Origin of the sequence: Arthrobacter sp. UNC362MFTsu5.1 (assembly GCF_000685965.1) — a bacterium.
Classification (GTDB): domain Bacteria; phylum Actinomycetota; class Actinomycetes; order Actinomycetales; family Micrococcaceae; genus Arthrobacter.
On sequence record NZ_JMLE01000022.1, the window covers coordinates 14,805 to 37,730 of the forward strand.

A 22,926-nucleotide genomic window follows, 5' to 3' on the forward strand; every position below is an offset into this window, starting at 1 on the left:
AACACTTGTTGCCTCAAAGGTTATGCTGTGATCCGGGTAACAGTCAAGCGGATGACACCATGGTCCGTTCCGGCGTCACAAGGTAGGTATCCCGCTAGGATGGCTCCAGCAATGGGGCCGTGCGGCCGGCTGTGAAAGGTTCGTAAATGAAGGCTCTACCAGTTGAACCGAGCAACATCCCGGTTGCCATCGGTTCGCGCATCCGCGCTGCCCGCCAGTCACAGCGGCTCACCATTGAACAGGTTGCAGACGCGACGGGCCTCACCAAGGGATTCCTCAGCAGGGTGGAACGCGACCTGACGTCACCGTCGGTGGCTTCCCTGGTGACCCTCTGCCAGGTCCTGTCGATCTCGATCGGAGACCTGTTTGCCGCACCGGAAACCCACCTTACGAAGAAGGACGAGGGGCCCCGGATTTCGCTGGGCGGCGAAGGCATCATCGAGCGCCTCCTGACCGCCCGCTCGGAACGCCGCGTCCAGATCATCCAGGCCGTGATCGAACCGCGCGGCCGCGGCGAATCCGAACTCTACGCCGTGGACTGCGACGTCGACGTCCTCCATGTCATCAAGGGCCGGATCCGGCTGATCCTCACCAACGAGGAATACGAGCTCAGCACCGGCGACACCGTCACGTTCCCCGGCCGGGAGCCGCACACCTGGATCAATCCCACCGACGACGCCGTCGAGGTGCTCTGGGTGCTGGTCCCCGCCGCCAGCCGCTGACGTAGCCGGGTTCGCGAGGCAGTCGGGGTCCGCGGACAGGCGGGGTCCGTGGACAGGCGCGGCAGGCGGGCCGGGCGCGCCGGGCCTCAGCCCACGTGGACCCAGGGCCGGCGGGTGACGTCAGGCTCCGCCTCGCGCAGCACTTCCCGGGTGACGGGGGCGATCTCACCCTCGCCGAAGAGCAGGAAACGCGTCAGGTTGGTGAGCGGGTTGCCCTCGGTCCAGCGGAAGTAGATGTGCGGCATCAGGCCGGTGACATCGCGGAGGTGCAGCAGGACGGCCGCCAGCGTGTTGGGCACGTTGTTGCTGTGGACTTCCAGAATGCGGAAGCCGTGCCGGATCTTCCCGGTGACCAGGAGCTCCTGTTCGAAGTCCGAGCTGTCGTCCACCAGGATCTCGATGAAGATCGCGTCGCTGTCCGCGGGAAGGTGGTTGGCCAGCTCGGCGTGCTCCAGCTTGGCCCGGTATCGCGCGGCGCTAAGGCGTTTGGGCTCGTGCGCGATCAGCCGGATGGGCCCCTCTTCGCTGGCGGCCATGAATTCCAGGGCACGTTCGTCCAGCCGGATGTGCGTGGCGCGCAGTTCGAAGGACCGCCGGACGCGGGACGCGAAGCTGACCATCACAATGCCCAGGATGAACAGGGCCGCGATCTTCAGGCCGTCGGGACGCTCCACCACATTCGCCACCGTGGTGTAAAGGAAGACGACGGCGATCGCGCAGAAAGCGGCCGTGCGGCCGCGTTGCTGCTTGCGCCGCGCGGACAACGTGACGGCGATCGACGCGGACGTCATCAGCACCAGGACGCCGGTGGCGTAGGCGCCGCCCTGGGCCTCGACGTCGGCCTCGAACACCACCGTGATGAGGAAGGCGACGGCGGTGAACACCAGTACCAGCGGCCGCACGGCCCGGGTCCATGCCGGCGCCATGCCAAAGCGCGGAAGGTAGCGCGGCACCAGGTTGAGCAGGCCGGCCATGGCGGAGGCCCCGGCGAACCAGAGGATGGCGATCGTGCTGAGGTCGTACACGGTCCCGAATCCGTCGCCCAGGTACTGGTGCGCCAGGAATGCCAGGGCCCGGCCGTTGGCCTTGCCTCCCGGCTGGAACTCGGCTGCCGGGATGAGGAAGGTGGTGATGAAGCTGGACGCGATGAGGAATGCGCTCATGATCAGGGCGGCCGTTGTCAGGAGTTTGTGCGCGCCGCGGATCCGGCCGGCCGGCTTGGCCTCAGTGTCGTCGGGGCTGCCCTGGATCTGCGGCATGACGGCCACACCCGTTTCGAAGCCGGAGAGTCCCAGGGCGAGTTTGGGGAAGACCAGCAGGGCGATGCCGATCATCACCAGCGGGTTGCCGTGCTGCTGGTTGAGGGCGGTCCACCAGTCCGTCACCACGTGGGCTTCGCTGTACACATGCGCGAGGCCCACCAGCACCACCACCGCGTTGAGGAGGAGGAACACTGCCACCAGGACAACGGCCACGTTGATGGCTTCCTTGAAGCCGCGGAGGAACACAATGCCCAGGCCCGCAATCAACGCCAGCGTAATGGCCACTTCCTGGCCATGGAGGAACTCCGGCGCAAACGGGTTTTCGATGGCGTGCGCGCTGGCATCGGCGGCGGAGAGCGTAATGGTGATCATGAAGTCCGTTGCCGCGAACCCCAGGAGAGCAAGGACGAACAGTTTGCCGCCCCAGCGCGGCAGGAGCCGTTCGAGCATGGCGATGGAGCCTTCGCCGCGCGGGCTTTCCGAAGCCACCCTGCGATACACCGGAAGGGCGCCGAGGAGCGTGACTGCCACCAGGACAACGGTGGCCAGCGGCGAGACCATGCCTGCGGCGAGCGCGGCGATGGCCGGCTGGTATCCCAGCGTGGAAAAATAGTCCACGCCCGTCAGGCACATGACCTTCCACCAGGGCTGGGGCGTATGGTTCGCCTGCGGCTGGCCGTGCGGCCCCTGGCGCTTCCCGGATCCTTCGGGCATGCCCTCCAGCAGCCAGCTCTTCAGGCTGTGGGGCTTGCGGTTGTACCTGTCCGAAGGGTCGGCGGGCGGCCTGGTCAGCGTGGTCACGGTTTCCTTTCGCGCAGCGTTCCCTGCGGCCGTGCGGGCCCGGTGTGCTGCTCCTGTTGGGAGCGTAGGCCCGGAAAAGGGTGCGGAACGGCGGCTTTAACGAAACCTTTACGCAACCCGTGACGGCCATCACCAGCCGGTGAGATGTACGTCACATTTTGGAAACCTGCCGGAAACCAGGAATTCATCCCCGGCGCCGCTGTTTAACGTGCCGGAAAAACAGCTCGGCCCTGGCGGTAACACCGCCGTTGTAGCGTCGGATAACGAGCGGCTGAGGAGCCCTGAAAGCTGTCGATGCTCAATGGCTGTCTCGTTGTGTTGAATGGTCTCGTTTTGATTGGTCTCGCCGTAGTTGGCGCCTAGGAGCGCCACTTCCAGAGGAAGGCTCCCAAAATGAACATCTCCCTACTCAGCGTGGGCATGGCAGTGGATCCCACGGCGCTGGACCCCGGCGCCACGGCGTGGATGCTGGCGGCGTCCGCCTTGGTCCTGCTGATGACTCCCGGCCTGGCGTTTTTCTACGGCGGCCTCGTGCGGATGAAATCCGTCCTGAACATCATGATGATGAGCTTCGGTGCCATGGGTGTTGTTGCCGTGGTCTGGGCACTGTGGGGCTACGGGCTGGCGTTCGGCCCTGACACGATGGCCGGACTCGTCGGGGACCCCTTTGCCAACCCCGGCCTGAGTGGCCTGACCAGCAGCATCGGCGGAAAAGCGCCGGGCCTCCCGGATATGGTGTTCATCGGTTTCCAGGCCACGTTCGCCATCATCACCGTCGCTCTGATCAGCGGAGCTGTGGCGGAGCGGGTCAGGTTCGGGCCGTGGCTGCTGTTCGCCGCCTTGTGGGTGACCCTTGTCTACGCCCCGATCGCGCACTGGGTCTGGGGCGGCGGGCTCTTCGGCGCCACCGGCATCGTGGGCAGCAAAATCTCGGCGCTCGACTTCGCCGGGGGAACCGTTGTGCACATGAATGCCGGCATCGCGGGGCTGATGCTCGCCGTCGTGCTTGGAAAGCGCCTTGGATTCATGAAGGATCCCAACATCCGTCCGCACAACCTGCCGTTCGTGATGCTCGGCGCCGGGCTCCTGTGGTTCGGCTGGTTCGGCTTCAATGCGGGCTCTGAACTCGCCGCCGATGCCACCGCGGGACTGGCCTGGACCAACACCCTGCTGGCCACGAGTGCGGCACTCCTGGGCTGGCTGCTCGTCGAGCGGCTTCGGGACGGCCATGCCACCTCCCTCGGCGCCGCCTCGGGAGCCGTGGCGGGCCTGGTTGCCGTGACGCCGGCCTGCGGCTTCGTTGACCCCGTCGGCGCCATCCTGATCGGGGCGGTGGCCGGAGTGCTCTGTGCGCTCGCGGTGGGCCTCAAGTTCCGGATCGGCCTCGACGACTCCCTTGACGTAGTGGCCGTCCACTTTGTTGGCGGGCTGTGGGGGACGCTCTCGCTGGGATTCTTCGCCGTGCCGTCGGCCAAGACCGAAGGCGGGCTCTTCTATGGCGGAGGCCTGGCGCAGTTCTGGCCCCAGTTCCTCACCGCGGTGATTGTCACAGCCTGGAGCGCCATCATGACCACGCTGATCGGTTATGCCATCCACAAGACGATGGGCATGCGCGTAACCGAAGCCAGCGAGCGGAACGGCATTGACGTCACGGAGCATGCCGAAACCGCGTACGAGCTCCTCATGGTGGGGGGCACCTTCCACCCCGGCGAACACCACGCCAAGGCCGCACCCGGTGGCGCAGACCCTGCCGCGGACATTCCGGCGGAACTCCCGGCGGGTGTCCCGGCGGCCAGCCAGGGCGATCGGGGCAAGGTGCGGACATGAAACTCATCACGGCCATCGTCCGGCCGGAAAAGGTTGAAACGGTCCGTGCCGCCCTGGAAGGGTTCGGCGTCAGTGGCATGACCGTCAGCCAGGCCAGCGGCTACGGGCAGCAGCGCGGTCATGTGGAGGTGTACCGCGGAACCGAATACAGCTCGGACCTGCTGCCGAAGGTCCGGGTGGAAGTCCTGGTGACCGAGGATGCCATGGACGGTGTCATGGCGGCCATCGAAGCGGGTGCCAGCACCGGCCGGTTCGGGGACGGCAAGATCTGGACCGTCTCCGTTTCCGATGCCGTCCGGGTGCGGACGGGGGAGCGGGGCGTGTCCGCGATCGACTGACCTGCGCGCTGGATTGGTAAACACCTGATGCACACTAGGAAACTAGCGTGTATGATGGTTGTCACACTACCGATCCATCCTCGAAGGAGAGGCGTTCCTTTGGAAGAGCTGCGCATCGAGGCCAACGGCAACCTTGGCCCCATCGATTCATCCCGCATCCCCCGCTATGCAGGGGCCGCAACCTACGCCCGCCTGCCGCGCCTGGACCAGGTGGCCAAGGCGGACATCACGGTGGTGGGAGTGCCCTTCGACTCCGGCGTCTCCTACCGCCCCGGTGCCCGCTTCGGCGCCAACCATGTGCGCGAGGCCAGCCGGCTGCTGCGCCCGTACAACCCCGCCTGGGACGTCAGCCCCTTCGAGAATGTCCAGGTGGCGGACGCCGGCGACATGGCCGTCAACCCGTTCAACATCAACGAGGCCATCGAAACCATCCAGCAGAATGCCCTGGACCTGACGGCCGGCGGCAGCAAGCTGGTCACCCTTGGCGGGGACCACACCATTGCCCTGCCGCTCCTCCGGGCCGCCGCTGAGCGCGCCGGCGAGCCAGTGGCCATGCTGCACTTCGATGCGCACCTGGACACCTGGGACACCTACTTCGGTGCCGAATACACCCACGGCACCCCGTTCCGCCGCGCTGTTGAGGAAGGAATCCTGGACACCGAAGCCATCAGCCACATCGGAACCCGCGGTCCGCTCTACGGCAAGAAGGACCTCGACGACGACCACCGCTTCGGCTTCGGCATCGTGACCTCCGCGGATGTCTACTACCAGGGTGTCCTGGAGACGGTGGCCAAGGTCCGGGACCGCATCGGCAACCGTCCGCTCTACATCTCCGTGGACATCGACGTCCTGGACCCCGCGCACGCGCCGGGTACGGGCACGCCGGAGGCCGGCGGCATCACCAGCCGTGAACTGCTGGAGATCATCCGCGGCTTCCGCGGCATGAACCTCGTCGGTGCGGACATTGTTGAAGTGGCGCCGGCCTACGACCACGCAGAAATCACCGGGGTGGCTGCCAGCCACGTCGCCTACGAGCTGGTTACCCTCATGGCGGACTCCGCCGTCGAAGGCAACAGGTTCGGCGCGGCCAACGGCTACGCCGCCCAGGCCCTCGGGCAGGAGAAGAGGCACCAGGCCGGCTTCGCCGCCGCTGCCCAGTCCGCCGGAATCATCCGACCGGCCGTCGAGGAGTTCTCCAAGTGATCGATTTTGATCCGGGCGCGGCGGCCGCCACCGGCGTCCGCAACGGCGGGGATCTCGTCGTCGAAACCCTCGAAGCGCTGGGCGCCAAGACGGTCTTCGGCATCCCGGGCCAGCACGCGCTGGGCCTCTTTGATGCCATGGGCCGGGGAAACCTGCACTTCGTCTCCTCCCGCGTGGAAAACAATTCCGCGTTCGCGGCCGACGGCTACTCCCGCGCCACGGGCGAAGTGGGCGTGCTGTTCCTGTCCACCGGTCCCGGTGCGCTGACGTCCCTGGCCGGGCTGCAGGAAGCCTATGCCACGGGTGTGCCCATGGTGGTGGTGGCCAGCCAGATTCCGCTGGACGGCCTGGGCGCACGCCGCAAGGGCATGCTGCACCAGCTCGACGACCAGAAGGCCTCGGCCGCCAACGTCACCAAGAGCCAGCGCCTGATCCAGCACGCGTCCGGCATCCCCTCGGCCATCCAGGATGCCTGGACCGAGGCGATTTCCTCCCCGCAGGGACCTGTCTGGCTGGAGATCCCGCAAAACGTGCTCCTGGATCCCATCATGGTCCCGCCGGTTGAAGACGCCCTTGCCGAAGCGGCGGACAACCCGCCGCGTGTGGAACTGGTCCGCGAGGCAGTGAAATGGCTGTCGACGGCGGAACGTCCGGCGATCATCGCCGGCGGCGGGACGCGCCGCGGCCGGGCGGAGAAGTCACTGCTGTCCATCGCGGAAAAGCTGCGCGCACCGGTGATCTGCACTCCCGGCGGCAACGGCGCCTTCCCGTGGAACCACGAGTTGTCGCTGCAGTCCTGGATCGAGGACCGGTACATGACGGACCTGCTCGAGGACGCGGACGTGCTGATTGTCATCGGCTCCTCCCTCGGCGAAGTCACGTCCAACTACTTCACGTTCGAACCGCGCGGCCGGATCATCCAGATCGACGCCGAACCCCGGGTCCTGGAGTCCAACCGGCCCGGCCTGGGCATCCGTGCCGACGCCGGACAGGCCCTCGCTGCGCTGGACGCCGCGCTGACCGAACCGCACGGGGAACGGGCCGACTGGCACGGCACCTCACCGGAAGCGCTGGTCAAGGAATCCCTGGCCAAGGTCAAGGCCCGGCTGGAGTCCCAGGACCTCGGCAAGGAACTGAAATTCATGGCCGACATCCGGGAAGCCGTCCCCGCGGACATGCAGACCTTCTGGGACATGACCATCTCCGCGTACTGGGCCTGGAGCTGCTGGGACGCCCGCGAGGGGCAGTTCCATTCCGCCCAGGGCGCCGGCGGGCTGGGCTTCGGCTTCCCCGCGGCCATCGGCGGGGCCGTGGGACTGGAGACCACGGGAAGGTCCGGCCGGTCAGCCCGTGTCCTTGCTGTTTCCGGTGACGGTTCGGCCATGTACTCCATTTCCGAACTAGCCACGGCCAAGCAGCACAACGTCCCGGTCACCTGGCTGATCGTGGACGACGGCGGATACGGCATCCTGCGCGAATACATGGTGGGCGCCTTCGGCAAGGCCACCGCAACGGAACTGGCCCGGCCCGACTTCGTCAAACTCGCCGAAGCGTTCGGTGTCCCGGCCGTCCGGGTGACCCCGGAGAACGTGGGGGACGCACTGAAGGCGGGCTTCGCCGCGGAGGGGCCCAACGTCGTCGTCGTCGAAACCCTGCTCAAGATGTTCGGCCCCACCCACCTGGGCGTCTAAGCAGCAGGCCCCAACCCAGCCAGCACCACCAGCCAGCACCACCACTAGCCAGCACCACCACATAGCGCGAACGTACAGTTGAGGCCCCAAAAGCGGGGGCCTCAACTGTACGTTCGCGCTTGGCGTTTAAGGTGCCGCTTGCCCCGGCCGCACCGGCCGCTCGCTGGTTAGTTTCCCAAAGCAACCATTTTCGGATATAGTTGCTTAGGGCAAGCAAAGGGGTTATTCGCCATGGCAGTCGCACCAGAAACCGCAGCCGATCTCGTGTACCAGATCTTCGACCTCCAACGGGCTGTCCGCTGCGTCGCCATCTCCAGCACGCGCGGGCAGGACACCGGGGTGGCGCTCCAGGGCGTCCTGCGGTTCGTGGGGGAGGGGGAGTCCCGGGCCACGAAGCTTGCCGCCAGGCTCGGCGTCAGCGCTCCCGTCCTGAGCCGGCATATCGCCGATCTGGAAGAGCAGGGCCTGGTGGTCCGCCGTCCGGATCCTGAGGACGGGCGTGCCCAGCTGGTGGCGCTCTCGGAAGCGGGGGAGGGCAAGCTGCACGAAATAGAACAGCAGCGCACGGCAACGCTTCAGGGCTACCTGCAGGACTGGAGCCAGTTCGACGCCGAGGAGACCGCGAAAATCCTGAAAAAACTTGCTGAATCCCTCAGGGACTCAGCCCGGGCAACGACGGCCGGATCCACCGAAACAATTCCAACCGTTTAAGGAGCTGCACATGGCCAGCCACGCTACAGCCACCGGTCCGTCCCGGGCCCTGTCCACGACACCAACACCATCGCAGCCGTCGGCACCGGCGCCCCAAGCGGCGATGAGCCACCGCCAGATCATGGAGGCCCTCACCGGCCTGCTGGCCGCATTCTTTACCGCCATCATCAGCAGCACCATCGTCGCGAATGCGCTGCCCACCATCATGTCCGAGCTCAAGGGCACCCAGACGGACTTCGCCTGGGTCATCACGGCGGCCCTGCTGGCCAACGCGGCCACCACACCGATCTGGGGAAAGCTCGCCGACCTCTTCGACAAGAAAGTGCTCGTCCAGCTGAGCATTGTGATCTTCGTGGCCGGTTCCGTCATGGCGGGCCTGTCCGAAACGATCCCGCTCCTCTTGACTGCCCGCGTCATCCAGGGTGTCGCCATGGGCGGCCTGACGGCTTTGGCGCAGGCCATCATCGGCTCCATCATCCCGCCCCGCGACCGCGGCAAGTACTCCGGTTACATGGGCGGCGTGATGGCCGTGGGTACCGCCGGCGGCCCGCTGCTGGGCGGATTCATCGTGGACAGTCCGCTCGGCTGGCGCTGGACCTTCTTCGTCTGCGTACCGTTGGCCGTCATCGCCCTGATACTGCTGCAGATCACGCTGAAGCTACCCCACGTCAAACGCCACGCGAAGATCGACTGGCTCGGGTCCATCCTGCTCACCTCCGGCGTCAGCCTGCTCCTGATCTGGGTGTCCTTCGCCGGCAACCCGGACTACTACGACTGGTGGTCCTGGCAGACAGCGGCCATGGTGGGCGGCGGCGTACTGCTCCTGGCCCTCCTGGTCGTCGTCGAATCCAGGGTGGAGCAGCCCATCATCCCGCTCAAGATCATCAGCGAACGCACCACGGCCCTGGCCATCCTGGCCTCCGTCGCAGTGGGCGTCGGCATGTTCGGATCCTCCGCCTTCCTGGGCCAGTACTTCCAGGTGGCCCGCGGGGCCACCCCCACCGAAGCCGGCCTGCTGACACTGCCCATGATCGCCGGCAACCTGATCGGCTCGGTACTGTCCGGCCAGCTGATCAGCCGGACCGGCAAATGGAAGCGCTACCTGATTGCCGGTTCCATCCTGTTGATCGGCGGCCTGGGACTGGCCGGCACCATCGACCACACCACCGAACTCTGGCTCACCGGCGTCTACACCGCAGTCCTTGGCCTGGGCCTCGGCCTGCTGATGCAGAACCTCGTGCTGGCGGTGCAGAACACCGTCCGCGCCACGGACATCGGCACTGCCAGCGCCTCCGTGGCATTCTTCCGCTCGGTGGGCGGCGCGATCGGCGTGTCGGTGCTCGGCGCCGTCCTGGCCAACCGTGTCAAGGAACTGGCTGCCGAAGGCCTCGCCGCCGCCGGGATTCCTGTTACGGGCGGATCAGCCGGTGCCAGCATGGACCTTCAGGACATGCCCGCCCCGGTCCGGGACATCATGCGGGCGGCCTACGGCGACGCGACGGCCGAGATCTTCCTGATCTCCGCGGCCATCGGCATCATTGCCCTGGTTGCCATCCTGTTCATCAAGGAGCAGCCGCTGCGCCGCACCGTGGACATCGTGCCGGCAGCAACCGCGGCCAACGCCGCTGGGAGCAAAGCCCCTGAGGCCAACGCCTCTGAGGCCAACGCCCCTGTTGCCAATGCCGAGCCGGGCACGGCAGGCGGGCCCGGAATCGTGGACCTGGACCGGGAGTTCATCGAGGTCCTGAGCAGGCAGCGCGCCCAGGAATCCCGGTTCCCCGACGCCGCACGCCTGGACCGAGACGTTACTCGCGACGAGCACGGCCTCCGCGGCGGCGACACCCCGGCGGCAGGCAGGGAAGGCTTCCGGGAGCGTTCCCGGACCATGGTGGCGGACCCGCGGCCTGAAGCTGCCGACGTCTTCCCGCTCCTCCTGCAGACCCAGCAGTTGCTGGCGGAGCAGCAGCTCCAGCTGGCAGAGGCATTGCGGGCCGTCCACGAGCAGTCGGCGGAGCAGCGTGAGATCGCTGCCGAACAGTCACGCATCAGCGAGCAGCTCACCACCCTGCGGCGGCAGCTTGCCAAGGAGCGGAAGCTGCAGCGGGCGGCGGCGGACTACATCGCAACGCACGGGCGGCACCGGAGCGAGTAGCAGCAGCCACTAACGTCCGACGGCGACGGCGGCTGAGTGCCGCCGTCGCCGTTGCGATGTGGTTGCCATGCCGTCGTCGTCAGGGCTCAGGATTCAGGCTCAGGGCTCAGGGCTCAGGGTTCCGGGACCGGGGACGCGACCACCACCACGTTCTTGCCCCAGGGGTCTTCCGTGTAGCAGCTGATGAGGACCAGGCGGTTGGGAAAACCGGTCCAGATGGGACTGTCCTTCAGGCTTGACTTCACGTAGGTGTCCACCGAATCCACCCGGTACCGCATGGTTCCCGTTGCTGTGGTGACTTCCAGGATGTCCCCCGGGGAACTCGATGCGCTGAGCCGGTTGAACGGGGCGTCGCGGCCCTCCCAGCTGTGTCCGAGGATGTAGGTGCTGTTGGTGGACCCGGCGCCGGGCATGCCGAAGTTAGTCACCCAGTAACCGTCCACAGTGATCGGCGGCACGATCGCCTGGGATTCCAGTTCCTCCGGCGCCGGGGTGAGCGGATGGATGGTGACGTCCAGCCCTGCAGAGGGATACACGATCCGGGTGGGCGCCGCGGCCGGTGGATAGTTGGGAACGGCCGGCGTGGGCTGCTGTGCCGCGGGCGCCGCAGCCGGTGATTTCCTGCCAGCCTGGGCCGCCGAGCCCTTGCCGCTCCAGGCGAACGTATCCGGCGGGACGGCATTCCCCGGGATGGCGGACCGTGAATACGGAGCAGCTTCCAGATGGAGTCCGGTCCCGCCAGAGGAGTTCCCGGCGCTGAGGAGGCCCGGCAGGAACGTCAGGGCGAAGAAGGCCGCAACGCCGGCAAGCAGCAACAGCCGGTCGCCACGGTTAAGTGACAGGCGTTTCAGGAAGGGCAGCTTGCGGGCAAGATGGCTGAGCCGCCAGCCTGCGGCGGATTGGCGCTCGCCGGCAGCGGGGCTAGGAATAGCCGTGGGGGATTGGCTCTCGCCCGCCTCCGGGACAGCGGTCCGGCTGCCAAGGGGCGGGCTGTCTGCGGGCTTGTTGCCGGGGAAGGACATCTGAACTCCTCCAGGGAGAGTGGTATGGACGGGCATCGCACCGCGATGGCGGATGCCCGTCCTCACCGCAGGATCGGCCCTATTTGGATCCGGGCACGTCCTGCAGGCGTCCCCGCTGCCTCAGGGCAATCAGCCCCGTCGCCCCGAGGAGCGCTGCCAGGCCGCCGAACCAGGCCGGCATTCCGGCGTCGGGCTGGCTTCCGGCCGCAGTCTGGGCGTTAAAGCCCCGGTTGACCACGGGTACCGCTGCAGCCGCCCCGACCGGTGCCGCTGCAGCTCCTGTTGGAACCTGTGCCGGCGGAGCCACTGCTGGTGGTGTCACTGCCGGTGGTGTCACTTCCGGAGGTGTTACCACCGGCGGGACTACGACGGGCGGTACAACGACCGGCGGCTTCTCTTCCTCTTCCTCTTCATCTGCGACGCAACCACCGGCCGGGACCGGGTAGATGTCGGCGCGGCCGTTGTGTCCGTCCTTGTGGCCGTGCCACCAGGCCTTTTCCGGAATCGTGATGACAACGTACGGGTTCTTCTCGGATCCCGTGGCGTGGCAGATCGTGATCTTGTCCGGACCGTGGCCCGAGTCGTCGTCGTCATCATCCTTGCCGCCCGGGCAGCCGTACGCCGGCGCCGGAATCAGGTCGCCTTCATGCGAAGCATGGCCGCCGTTTCCGTTGACCGCGTTTTCGCTGACGGTGATGTGGGCATACGGGTTCGATTCCGAGCCCGTTGCGTGGCAAATACTGACTTTTTTGTCGTTGTCATCGCCCTTGTCGCCGGCATTTGCCGGCGCCGTGACGCCAATTAACGCAATGCCGGCAACTCCGGCAGTTGCGAGGATTCTCTTCATGGGATTCTCCATCTGGATCATTTTGGACTGACCAGACTGCGGGAACGGGAGGCCCATGGAGGAGCCGACCGTTGTTCGTAGATGCCCAGATCACCTGCGACTCTCCTGCAGAGTTGTCAACTATCTGACCACTTCACGCTAAGCCTCAAACACTGCGTAATCGCGAGTGGCCGGTACTTGACTGGGCACTCGTTTTTCACAGCCAATCCCCTTTGAACCGAGGGGTGACACCCGTTTCTCCCGTAACAGGGTGCACGTGTGCACGCTGCACTGCGACTGCGACTGCGACTGCGACCGCGACTGCGCCTGGGGCTGCAGCGGCGCTGCGGCCCCTGCAAACCGGCCGACAAGACGGCCCTTGGCCGGTACGCCGTTCGGATGATATTTCCCGGGCGTTGTTTCGCCGAGGCAACGAATTTCGTAGAGTGGGAAGGCTGAGAGTGTCAGTCCCCGCTGGTATTACTTTCTTGCATACACTTCGCGCACTTTCCAAAGGACTCCCGGGCATGCTTGTCACCCTCATACGGCGCTATTCCAAGCCGTATTTGCCGTATATCGCGGCAGTCATTCTTTTCCAGCTGGCATCCACCATCGCTGCCCTCTACCTGCCCAGCCTGAACGCCCAGATCATCGATGAGGGCGTCTCCCGCGGCGACACCGACTACATCTGGAGGACGGGCGGGCTGATGCTCGGCGTTGCGCTGGTCCAGGTGGCCACCGCCATCACCGGCGTCTACTTCGGTTCCAAGGCAGCCATGGCATTCGGCCGGGACCTCCGCCGCGGTGTCTTCCGCAAAGTGACCAGCTTTTCGGCCAAGGACGTCAACGTTTTCGGCGCGCCCACCCTGATCACGCGCGGCACGAACGATGTCCAGCAAGTGCAGATGCTCGTGCTGATGGGCCTGAACTTCATGGTGGCAACGCCCATCATGTGCATCGGCGGCATCATCATGGCCCTGCGCGAGGACCTGAGCCTGTCCTGGCTGGTCTGGGTTTCCGTCCCCGTCCTGATTGCCGTGGTGGGCTACCTGGTGGTCCGCCTGATGCCGCTCTTCCGCTCCATGCAGACGAAAATCGACCGCATCAACGGCATTCTCCGCGAGCAGATCATTGGCATCCGCGTGGTCCGGGCCTTCGTCCGTGAACCGCACGAGACGGAGCGTTTCGGCGAAGCCAACCGCGATCTCACCGACGTCTCGCTGAAGATTGGCTCCCTGTTCGTCCTCATGTTCCCGGCCATCGGCATGATCCTGCACGTCTCCACCGCAGCCGTGCTGTGGTTCGGCGGCCAGCGCGTGGATGCGGGGGACATGCAGGTGGGCTCGCTGACCGCCTTCCTGCAGTACCTGCTGCAGATCCTCATGGCGGTCATGATGGGCACATTCATGGCCATGATGATTCCGCGGGCCTCGGTCTGCGCGGACCGCATCGGTGAAGTGCTCGACGTCGAGCCCTCCATCCATGAACCGGCCGTGCCCGTCGCGCCCGCCCGGCGGACGGGACGCGTGGAGTATCGCAACGTCTCCTTCGCCTACCCGGGAGCCGAGGAACCTGTCCTGAGTAACATCAGCTTCACGGCCGAGCCCGGCCAGACCGTGGCCATCGTCGGGTCAACCGGGTCGGGCAAGACCAGCCTGCTGTCGCTGCTGCCGCGGCTCTACGACGTCGAGTCGGGTGAAGTACTGCTCGACGGCGTCCCCATCACCAACCTGGAACGCTCCGAAATCACCGGCCGGGTGGCCATGGTGCCGCAGCGCCCATACCTCTTTTCCGGGACCATCGAGCACAATCTGCGGTTCGGCAAGACGGAGGCCACGGACCAGGAGCTGTGGGACGCCCTCACGGTGGCCCAGGCTGCCGACTTCGTCCGGGACAAGAAAAACGGGCTCGAATCCCGGATCGCCCAGGGCGGCACCAACGTCTCGGGCGGCCAGCGCCAGCGCCTGTGCATCGCCAGAGCCCTGGTGACCCAGCCCAAGGTGTACTTGTTCGACGACTCCTTCTCGGCGCTCGACGTCGCCACGGATGCCCGGCTGCGCCGTGCGCTCAAGGCAAAGACGGCGGACGCCACCGTCATCATTGTGGGCCAGCGCGTGTCCACCATTGCCGATGCCGACCAGATCCTGGTGCTGGACAACGGCCGGATCGTGGACCGGGGAACGCACGATGAACTGCTGCTGAGTTCCACCACCTACCAGGAAATCGTCGAGTCCCAGCTGACCGCGGAGGAAGTGGCATGAGCACCAACGAAAAACTCGCGGCCGGCCAGGACACGGTTCCCGCGGAAGAGGACGATTTCTACGAAGAGGAATACAAGCCCACGGAGGCCGACGGCGACATGTTCGGCGGGACGCCGGCGAAGAAGGCAGAGCACTTCTGGCCCTCCGCCAAGCGACTGATGGGCTTGCTGAAACCCGAGGCCGCCGGCATCGCCGTGGTCCTCGCAATGGTGACAGTCGCCGTCGTGCTGAACGTCGTTGCCCCGAAAATCCTGGGGCAGGCCATGGACGTCATCTTCGGGGGAGTGGTGGGCAAGCAACTGCCCTCCGGAGTCAGCAAGGACCAGTTTGTCGACGGTCTGCGCGCCCAGGGCGAGAACAACTTTGCGGACATGATCGCCAAGATGGAACTCGTCCCCGGTGTGGGAATCGACTTCCAGAAGCTGTCGTTCCTGATCAGCGTGGTGCTGGTGATGTACTTCGTGGCGAACATCTTCACCTGGCTGCAGGGCTACGTTTTGAACGTGCTCGTGATGCGGGTGGTCCGCAAATTGCGTGACGACACCGAGAAAAAGCTCAACCGGCTCCCGTTGAACTACTTCGACACCCGCCAGCGTGGCGACACCCTGTCCCGCGTCACCAACGACGTCGACAACATCCAGCAGGCGCTGCAGCAGGCCTTCGCGCAACTTCTCAGTTCCGCGCTGACGGTGCTCGGCATCGTGATCATGATGTTCGTTGTGTCGTGGCAGCTGGCCTTCATCGCCCTGGTCGCCCTCCCTCTGTCCGGCGTGGCCGCCGGCATCATCGGCTCGCGCAGCCAGAAGCTGTTCGCCGCGCAATGGAAGAACACCGGCCAGCTCAACGGCCAGATCGAGGAATCGTTCTCCGGCCACGACCTCGTGCGGGTCTTCGGCCGCGACGCGGACATCCTGGCAAGCTTCGACGAACGGAACGAAGCCCTCTACAAGGCCAGCTTCGGCGCCCAGTTCGTCTCCGGCATGATCATGCCGGTCATGCAGTTCGTCTCCTACCTCAGCTACGTGGGCATCGCGGTGGTCGGCGGGTTGCGGGTGGCTTCCGGCGGTATGAGCCTGGGTGACGCCACCGCCTTCATCCAGTACTCGCGGGAGTTCACGCAGCCGCTGGGCCAGATGGCAGGCATGGCCAACATGCTGCAGTCCGGCGTTGCCTCGGCGGAACGCGTCTTCGAATTCCTGGATGCGGACGAACAGGATGCCGAAACCGCCACCGAGCACCTGCCCGCCAAGACCGACGGCCACGTCGATTTCAGGCACGTGACGTTCAGCTACTCGGCGGACAAGCCCTTGATCGAGGACCTTTCGTTCACCGCCGAGCCGGGTCACACCGTGGCCATCGTCGGACCCACCGGCGCAGGCAAGACCACCCTGGTCAACCTGGTGATGCGGTTCTACGAGCTCAGTTCGGGAAGCATCACGCTGGACGGCGTGGACATCACGCACCTGAGCCGTTCCGAGCTGCGCGCCAAGGTGGGCATGGTGCTGCAGGACGCATGGCTGTTCGGCGGCAGCATCTACGACAACATCAAATACGGAAACCTCAACGCCACCGAGGACCAGGTCATGGAGGCCGCCCGGGCAACGTTCGTCGACCGGTTCGTCCGGGCACTGCCGGACGGCTACAACACGGTCATCGATGAGGAAGGCAACAACGTCAGCGCAGGTGAGAAGCAGCTCATCACCATCGCACGGGCTTTTGTGGCCAACCCGTCCCTGCTCATCCTGGACGAGGCAACCAGCTCCGTGGACACCCGTACGGAAGTCCTGGTCCAGAAAGCCATGGCAGCACTGAGGACGGACCGCACCAGCTTTGTGATTGCGCACCGACTGTCCACCATCCGCGACGCCGACACCATCCTGGTCATGGAGGCCGGGCGGATCGTGGAACAGGGCAACCACCACGACCTGCTCGAACTCAAGGGCGCCTACCACCGCCTCTACATGTCCCAGTTCGCCGGCGAGGACGCGGGCGCCGCTTTGGCGGATTCCGCGGACAACACGACGGCGGTCCGAAGCTGAGCGCCGCCGCCCGGACCGTGACAGGCGGCCGGCGCATCGAGGTCCAGGTGCCCATGCGCTGGGGAGACATGGATGCCTACGGCCATGTCAACAATGTGCAGATCGTGCGGATCCTGGAGGAAGCCCGCATCGCGGCCTTCGGACCGCCCCGCGGCGCCGGCCTGCCCGGCATCGAGCCGCAGGTGTCCCTCTTCAACGACGTGGCAGAGGGCACCATGGCTTTGGTGGTGGAGCACAAGATCCGGTACGTCAGGACGCTCGACTACCGGAATGTTCCGGCTGTGGTCCAGCTGTGGATCGGTGCCGTCAAAGGTGCCAGCTTCGACATCCACTACCTGCTGCAGGACCCGGTGACCAGGGAGGACTGCGTCAAGGCCACCACGCATCTGGCCTTCGTGGATGAGGCTACCGGCAGGGTGCTGCGGCTGACCCCGGAACAGAAGGAGCGCCTGGCCCCGTACACGGCCTGAGCCCAAAGCCCCTACCTTGGGGCGGGGCGGCGTCCCTATGATCGTCACTACAGGGGCGCCAGGACAACGCACCAAGTCCACCAACGGATCCAGTCCAACAACGCACCAAGTCCAACAACGCAACAAATCCACGAGCAAGGGAGCATCGGCCATGGCCACTCAGAAAAAGAAGAAGTCCTGGAAGGAAATGCCGCCGCTCGCACGGTTCGGGACCCTGGTGGCGGCGGCCGTGCAACTCTCCCTCCTGATCGCGGCCCAGCGGGACATTTCCCGGCGGCCCGCGGAGCAGATCCGCGGCAGCAAGGCGTTGTGGCGTGCGGTCACGCTGATCAACTTCGTCGGTCCGGGGAGCTACTTCGCGTTCGGACGCAAGAACCTGCCCGCCAGCGCTAAGCGCTGACGTCCCGGATCAACCGGCACCGCGCCGCGCCGTCAGAGTCACGCGCCGCGCCGCAGCGTCTGCGCAACCGCGCCGCAGCGCGGCTTAGGTCGGTTTACGTCCTCGAGTCGTTGCTCAGCCACGACTCGAGGTAGATGCGGTTTGTGGTGCCGTCCGGCAGGAGGATCCAGGCCCAGATGTAGAACGTGACGGCAGGGCCCGGTATCAGGGACAGCACCAGGAAAACGATCCTGGCCGCGTTGGGGTCCACGCCAAGCTTGGCTGCGATTCCGCCGCAGACGCCGCCGATCCACCTGTCCGGTCCACGGCTGAGCCCCGTTGCCCGGATCGCCGCGAATGTCTTCTGGGTCAGCTCGTTAAAAGTCATGGCACGCTCCTCGTAGTGCCGCCAGACTATGGCCGTCCCCGCCGCCCTTCCTAGGGCCGAAAGCCACGGATGCCGGGCGTGGCCAAGGACGCTAACCAGGCGCGACCCGGCGGCGCCGCCATGTAAACATACATAATGGCCAAAGCCCTACCGGGCAGTAACTTATAGTGCCCCGTGGTGCTGCCGTTCAGGTTAAGCCTGTAAATTTGAACGCATGACCCCCACCGCGAAGCCTGCCATGACCCGCGCCCCCGGAATCTCCAAGGAGATCGAGGACGCGGCGTGGTTTGTCCTCGGGGCAGGCCTGCAGGGAAAGCCGTCAGCACTGGACGGACGGACCCAGACATGGACCACCGCAGCTGCCGGCGAACTGCTGGAGCGGCTGGAGCGGGGCGTCGCGGATTCCAAGGCGCCCATGATGACCAACCTGCGGCAAAACCTCTCGGATGCCTCCCGCGCAGCCAAGCAGCTGGCGGTCGAGCTGCTGTTCCTGCAGTCGCTGCCGCTGGCGCACGAGGTCAAGTCGCTGAAGGTCAAGCGTGCCCGCGTGGCTGAAGCGGCCTCCTGGCTGGAGCCTCCGCTGGAACTCCCGGACGAGCTCTACGAAGGCATGACGGACCACGGCGTTATCCGCGACCGCACCGCCGAGTTCAACTGGACCATCTGGGACCACCTGAAGTGGCTGTGCCGCTTCGTGCAGCATGTTGACCAGCAGTCCACGAATGCCGTGACCAAGGCCTTGAAGGACCCCCTCGCATTCCATCAGCTCGCGTCCGGAACCCCGGACGACCAGCCGGCCATCCGCCGCAGCATTGAGTACCTGGCCTGGCCCAGTTACTTCGAGCCGGTGGTGGCTGACGTGGAGCGGCAGGAAATCCGGGACGCGTTCGCCTCCCTGGTGGGAGGCGCCAAGGGTGACAGCGAAGCCGAAATTACCGCTGATATCCACCGTATCCGCCTCTACCTGGACAAGCAGGCCGGCCAGCGCATCGACTGGTACGCCCGCCAGCTGGTGAGCCAGTGGCGCAAGGTGGGGGACCCGGGCCGCCGTGCCTGGCTGCTGCGCACGCACCATGACGTGAAGGACCTCCTGGCGGCGTGGCACGGGGAGGAGAAGGTGACGCTCGACGTCGAGCATCTGCGCCTCCTGGATGCCGGCGTCACTGCGGGCGTCGTGCAGCACGCCGTGGACGAGGACTACAAGCACCTCGGCTATGTGGAGCGCGAGGACAACAAGACCGCCGTCTTCGCCTTCCTCACCGTCATGAAGCCGGGCGACCTGGTCCTGTACCAGCACGCCGGTGCCGTCCGACTGGGCGGGGTGCTCGGCGAGCCCGAGCACAACGAGGACAACCGCCGGATGCGCCGCAAGGTCCGCTGGTTCGACGACGCGCACAGCATGGCGGACCTTCCCCGCCACGTCCAGCGCCAGCTGGCCACGCCCGGGGTCATCGTCGATGTCACCCGGGTAGTGCAGGCGCTGCAGGCGCTGCTGCCCGCCGAAGCGGAAGCGGAGGCCGACGACGCCGCCGAGCCGGCCGCCGTCGTCGAACCCGTCCCGGAGGGGTTCCGTCCGCTAACGGAGGAGTTCGCCGCGTCCCTGCACATGGACCTGGAACCGCTGCAGGAAATTGCCGAACTCCTGGAGGAGAACCGGCAACTGGTGCTCTACGGTCCGCCCGGAACAGGCAAGACCTACCTGGCCAAGCACCTCGCCGCCGAACTTGCCGGGGACAGCACCGACGAGCGCGTCAAGCTGGTGCAGTTCCACCCGTCATACGCCTATGAGGACTTCTTCGAAGGCTTCCGGCCGGACAAAACGGACGAGGGGCAGGTTTCCTTCAAGCTGGTGGCCGGCCCGCTGCGCCGCCTCGCGGAAGAGGCTGCCAAACCCGGCAACGAGAAGAAGCCCTACTTCCTGATCATCGATGAGATGAACCGTGCCAACCTGGCCAAGGTGTTCGGCGAGCTCTACTTCCTGCTGGAGTACCGCGACGACCGGATTTACCTGCAGTACAGCCCCAACGAGCCGTTCACGCTGCCGGACAACCTGTACATCATCGGCACCATGAACACCGCGGACCGGTCCATCGCCATGATGGATGCGGCCATCCGCCGGCGGTTCTCCTTCATTGAGCTGCACCCCAAGACTGAACCGGTGAAGGGTTCTTTGCTTCGCTTCCTGCAGGCCCGGAACCTGGACACCACCCCGGCGCTCCTCCTGGACGCCCTCAACGACGCGATTGATGAGTGGGACCGCGACCTCATGATCGGGCCGTCCTACTTCATGAAGAAGGCCGCCCAGACTCCCGCGGGCCTGCGCCGGATCTGGAAATACGAGCTCATGCCGCTCCTTGAAGAGCACTACCATGGCCAGCTGAACCGGGCCCAGCTGCAGGAGCGCTTCGGGCTGGAGCAGCTGCTGGGCCGCCTTGCGTCCCGCTAACGAGTTGCTGCCGGCTCAAGGCTTAAGGCCCGCCGTCGCGGTACCGCCACTGCCAGCGCGCCAGCCGTCCAGTGCCGGCAAGGCCGTCCGCCACATTGTCCTGGACGAGCTGTCCGGCGGCGTGGTGGACAAGCTTGACGCCGCCAGTGCCGCGTTCCTGAACGCCAGCGGCCTGGCCAAGGCGTCCCCCATGGGCATGGGCCTGTTCAGGATCGAGCCGGTGGGCATGGTGGGGTCCGTGCGGACGCCCACGGTGCAGCTGGAAGTGCGGCCCAAAGACCGCCTGGGCCTCAGCCGGCTGCTGTTCCTCCTCAGCTATGCCGGGAACCAGGGCTTCCGCGATGACCCCGTGGCCGCCGTCGAGGACTCGGACCTGTGGAGTGCGCTGGCTGAATCGCTGGCACAGTTGGCGGACCGCGCCCTGAGCCGCGGGGTCCTGCAGGGCTACCTCACAGTGGACGAATCGCTGCGGACCGTGAAGGGCAGGATCCGGATCTCGGACCAGATCTCGCGCCGCCCCGGCATGCTGGTGCCGCTGGAAGTTTCGTATGACGAATTCACCGAAGACATCGCCGAGAACCGCATCCTGCGGGCCGCCCTGGAGCGCATGGCCCAGGTTCCGCGCGTGCGGCCGGACGTCCAGAGCCGCCTGCGGCAGCTGAAGGGAAAGCTCGACGCCGTCACGCGGCTTCAGTCCGGAGCGCCCCTGCCGCCGTGGCAGGCGACGAGGATGAACGCGCGGTACCACGCGGTGCTCCGCCTCTCCGAGGTGATCCTGCGCAACGCCTCAGCCGAAGCCGGCGACGGAAAGCAGCAGACGGCGTCGTTCGTTGTGGACATGGGCCAGGTTTTCGAAGACTTTGTGGGCACTGCCCTTCGCGAAGCCATGGCTGCGTATCCCGGCGAGATGCGGCTGCAGTACAACGCCCTGCTGAACGAGGCGGTGCGCGACTCGGACCGGCTTACCGTGAATCCGGACGCAGTCCACCTCCTGGGCGGCCGCCCCGTGGTGGTCTACGACACCAAGTACCGGGCGGCCACGGACCAGGGCGCGTCATTGTCCGCTGACCACTTCCAGATGCTGGCCTACTGTACGGCCCTACGCGTGCCCACTGCCTGGCTTGTGTACGCAGGCTCGGGGGAAATGAAACTCCGCCGCATCCTTCACACGGACATCGACGTGGTGGAGTACCCGCTTGATCTGTCCCTGCCGCCGTCGGACATCCTGGCAGCTGTTGCTGACCTGGCACAACAGTCCTGGGGCGAAGTGGTGCGGCAGGCAGGACTTAATCAATGACTGCGGGCGCGGAGCGGCCCGGCATTGACATGAGGTGCATGAGCAAGGCCCTCTCAGGGTTGCCCCGGTTTTTGTTGAGGCAACGGCGCAGCTGATTGCGGTTTTCTGACCCCTCCGGGTCATTGTCCGTCAGGATTGCATTGATGATTTCCCACGATTGGTGGCGAATCGGCTCAAGATTCACGCGCCCGCGTACGGGCCCCCCAACGGCATGGATCCCGGACCGCGCCTGCCACGGATCCCCCTGATGGGACTCTGCGGCTGACAGCAATTTCTTCGGCATCTCTTACCCTCCTGTGGCACAAGCGCTCTGGCTCAAACGCCTGGGAATTCGACCGACCGGAATGTAAAGAATTTTATCTCAGACAGACAAGTCTGTCTCCCCTTTGCGCTAGACTATTTGTAGTGAACCCCACGCCAGACCACTCAGTGATTGAGCCTGCCCCGGAGGCCGAGGCTGCGATCAGCCTCGCCGACGCGAGGCAGCGGATCGTGGACACGGCATACCAGCTGTTCGCACGCCGGGGTATCCGCGATGTGGGCGTCAACGAGCTGATCAGCAGCGCGGGCGTAGCCAAGGCAACGTTCTACCGGCACTTTGCCTCCAAAGATGAACTCGTACTTGCCTTCCTGGAGCAGCGCGACCGAGTCTGGACCGTGGACATGATCGTCGCGGACGCACGGCGCCGCGGCGGCACGCCCACCGAGCAGCTACTGGCCATCTTCGACGTCTTCGGCGACTGGTTCAGTCGCGACGATTTTGAAGCATGCTCCTTCATCAACGTCCTGCTGGAAATGGGCGCCAACCATCCGCTGGGACGGGCAAGCATCGACTATCTTGCCAGGATCCGCGGCCACGTCCAGCAGCTCGCCGAGGAGGCGGGACTCCGCGACACCGAGGATTTCTCCCGCTCGTGGCACATCCTTATGAAGGGGTCCATCATCTCCGCGACGGAAGGCGATGCCGGCGCCGCCAAGCGTGCGCAGGCGATGGCCCGGACTCTGATTGAGCAGTACCGGCCGTAGGCCTGACCGCGGCCAGCAGGCCGGCGGTCGGAGCGCCGTGTCCGGCGGTCTCGGACGCCCGGGTA

The 22,926-nt window shown here is 65.9% G+C and carries 18 protein-coding genes; 14 read left to right on the forward strand and 4 right to left on the reverse strand.

What is annotated here, in order from left to right; genetic code table 11:
* The first annotated feature begins 146 nt into the window (after nucleotides 1-146).
* Nucleotides 147-722 (forward strand): helix-turn-helix domain-containing protein, encoded by a 576-nt coding sequence (locus BS38_RS0118010; protein WP_028272064.1) that lies wholly within the window; start codon nucleotides 147-149, stop codon nucleotides 720-722.
* Between the two features lie 86 nt (nucleotides 723-808).
* Here the strand turns inward: BS38_RS0118010 and BS38_RS0118015 are convergent, their stop codons facing one another.
* The gene (locus BS38_RS0118015; protein WP_028272065.1) at nucleotides 809-2,785 is read right to left on the reverse strand and encodes an APC family permease; all 1,977 of its coding nucleotides are present in this window, start codon (nucleotides 2,783-2,785) and stop codon (nucleotides 809-811) included.
* Between the two features lie 393 nt (nucleotides 2,786-3,178).
* Here BS38_RS0118015 and BS38_RS0118020 point away from each other — a divergent pair, with 393 nt between their 5' ends.
* From BS38_RS0118020 to BS38_RS0118045, 6 genes are all read left to right on the forward strand, one after another.
* The gene (locus tag BS38_RS0118020; protein WP_028272066.1) at nucleotides 3,179-4,612 is read left to right on the forward strand and encodes an ammonium transporter; all 1,434 of its coding nucleotides are present in this window, start codon (nucleotides 3,179-3,181) and stop codon (nucleotides 4,610-4,612) included.
* The gene (locus tag BS38_RS0118025) at nucleotides 4,609-4,950 is read left to right on the forward strand and encodes a P-II family nitrogen regulator (RefSeq protein ID WP_028272067.1); all 342 of its coding nucleotides are present in this window, start codon (nucleotides 4,609-4,611) and stop codon (nucleotides 4,948-4,950) included. The genes BS38_RS0118020 and BS38_RS0118025 overlap by 4 nt, the downstream gene beginning before the upstream one ends.
* A gap of 99 nt (nucleotides 4,951-5,049) precedes the next feature.
* Nucleotides 5,050-6,153, forward strand: a complete 1,104-nt coding sequence (gene speB, locus BS38_RS25600) for an agmatinase (protein ID WP_043439174.1) — start codon at nucleotides 5,050-5,052, stop codon at nucleotides 6,151-6,153.
* Nucleotides 6,150-7,844 carry a thiamine pyrophosphate-binding protein gene (locus BS38_RS0118035; protein ID WP_028272068.1) on the forward strand — a complete coding sequence of 565 codons (1,695 nt, stop codon included), beginning with the start codon at nucleotides 6,150-6,152 and terminating at the stop codon, nucleotides 7,842-7,844. The genes speB and BS38_RS0118035 overlap by 4 nt, the downstream gene beginning before the upstream one ends.
* Nucleotides 7,845-8,075: 231 nt before the next feature.
* Nucleotides 8,076-8,555 (forward strand): MarR family winged helix-turn-helix transcriptional regulator, encoded by a 480-nt coding sequence (locus BS38_RS0118040; protein WP_028272069.1) that lies wholly within the window; start codon nucleotides 8,076-8,078, stop codon nucleotides 8,553-8,555.
* Between the two features lie 103 nt (nucleotides 8,556-8,658).
* Entirely contained in the window at nucleotides 8,659-10,707 is a 2,049-nt protein-coding gene (locus BS38_RS0118045; RefSeq protein ID WP_231511325.1) for an MFS transporter, read from the forward strand.
* A gap of 113 nt (nucleotides 10,708-10,820) precedes the next feature.
* On the opposite strand, the gene BS38_RS0118050 is transcribed toward BS38_RS0118045, so the two are convergent.
* Nucleotides 10,821-11,729, reverse strand: a complete 909-nt coding sequence (locus BS38_RS0118050; RefSeq protein WP_081818962.1) for a class F sortase — start codon at nucleotides 11,727-11,729, stop codon at nucleotides 10,821-10,823.
* A 79-nt stretch (nucleotides 11,730-11,808) separates the two neighbouring features.
* Nucleotides 11,809-12,576: a hypothetical protein gene (locus tag BS38_RS25605; RefSeq protein WP_051629008.1), complete on the reverse strand. Its 768-nt coding sequence runs from the start codon at nucleotides 12,574-12,576 to the stop codon at nucleotides 11,809-11,811.
* Nucleotides 12,577-13,082: 506 nt separating this feature from the next.
* Between BS38_RS25605 and BS38_RS0118060 the strand changes: the two genes are divergently transcribed.
* The 4 genes from BS38_RS0118060 (at nucleotide 13,083) to BS38_RS0118075 (ending at nucleotide 17,725) form a co-directional block, all read left to right on the forward strand.
* Nucleotides 13,083-14,816, forward strand: coding sequence for an ABC transporter ATP-binding protein (locus BS38_RS0118060; RefSeq protein ID WP_028272072.1), 1,734 nt, complete (start codon nucleotides 13,083-13,085; stop codon nucleotides 14,814-14,816).
* Nucleotides 14,813-16,855, forward strand: coding sequence for an ABC transporter ATP-binding protein (locus BS38_RS0118065; protein ID WP_028272073.1), 2,043 nt, complete (start codon nucleotides 14,813-14,815; stop codon nucleotides 16,853-16,855). The genes BS38_RS0118060 and BS38_RS0118065 overlap by 4 nt, the downstream gene beginning before the upstream one ends.
* Nucleotides 16,856-16,908: 53 nt before the next feature.
* Nucleotides 16,909-17,325: an acyl-CoA thioesterase gene (locus tag BS38_RS0118070; protein ID WP_028272074.1), complete on the forward strand. Its 417-nt coding sequence runs from the start codon at nucleotides 16,909-16,911 to the stop codon at nucleotides 17,323-17,325.
* A 151-nt stretch (nucleotides 17,326-17,476) separates the two neighbouring features.
* A complete protein-coding gene (locus BS38_RS0118075; protein ID WP_028272075.1) occupies nucleotides 17,477-17,725 on the forward strand; it encodes a membrane protein in 249 nt (82 codons plus the stop codon).
* A gap of 94 nt (nucleotides 17,726-17,819) precedes the next feature.
* Here BS38_RS0118075 and BS38_RS0118080 read toward each other — a convergent pair whose 3' ends face one another.
* Nucleotides 17,820-18,092 carry a PspC domain-containing protein gene (locus BS38_RS0118080; protein ID WP_028272076.1) on the reverse strand — a complete coding sequence of 91 codons (273 nt, stop codon included), beginning with the start codon at nucleotides 18,090-18,092 and terminating at the stop codon, nucleotides 17,820-17,822.
* 214 nt (nucleotides 18,093-18,306) lie between these two features.
* On the opposite strand from BS38_RS0118080, the gene BS38_RS0118085 reads away from it, so the two are divergent.
* The 3 genes from BS38_RS0118085 (at nucleotide 18,307) to BS38_RS0118100 (ending at nucleotide 22,861) form a co-directional block, all read left to right on the forward strand.
* Nucleotides 18,307-20,538 (forward strand): McrB family protein, encoded by a 2,232-nt coding sequence (locus BS38_RS0118085; protein WP_028272077.1) that lies wholly within the window; start codon nucleotides 18,307-18,309, stop codon nucleotides 20,536-20,538.
* A 100-nt stretch (nucleotides 20,539-20,638) separates the two neighbouring features.
* A complete protein-coding gene (locus tag BS38_RS0118090; RefSeq protein ID WP_043439192.1) occupies nucleotides 20,639-21,835 on the forward strand; it encodes an McrC family protein in 1,197 nt (398 codons plus the stop codon).
* 462 nt (nucleotides 21,836-22,297) lie between these two features.
* The gene (locus tag BS38_RS0118100) at nucleotides 22,298-22,861 is read left to right on the forward strand and encodes a TetR/AcrR family transcriptional regulator (protein ID WP_043439195.1); all 564 of its coding nucleotides are present in this window, start codon (nucleotides 22,298-22,300) and stop codon (nucleotides 22,859-22,861) included.
* The last annotated feature ends 65 nt before the right edge of the window (nucleotides 22,862-22,926 follow it).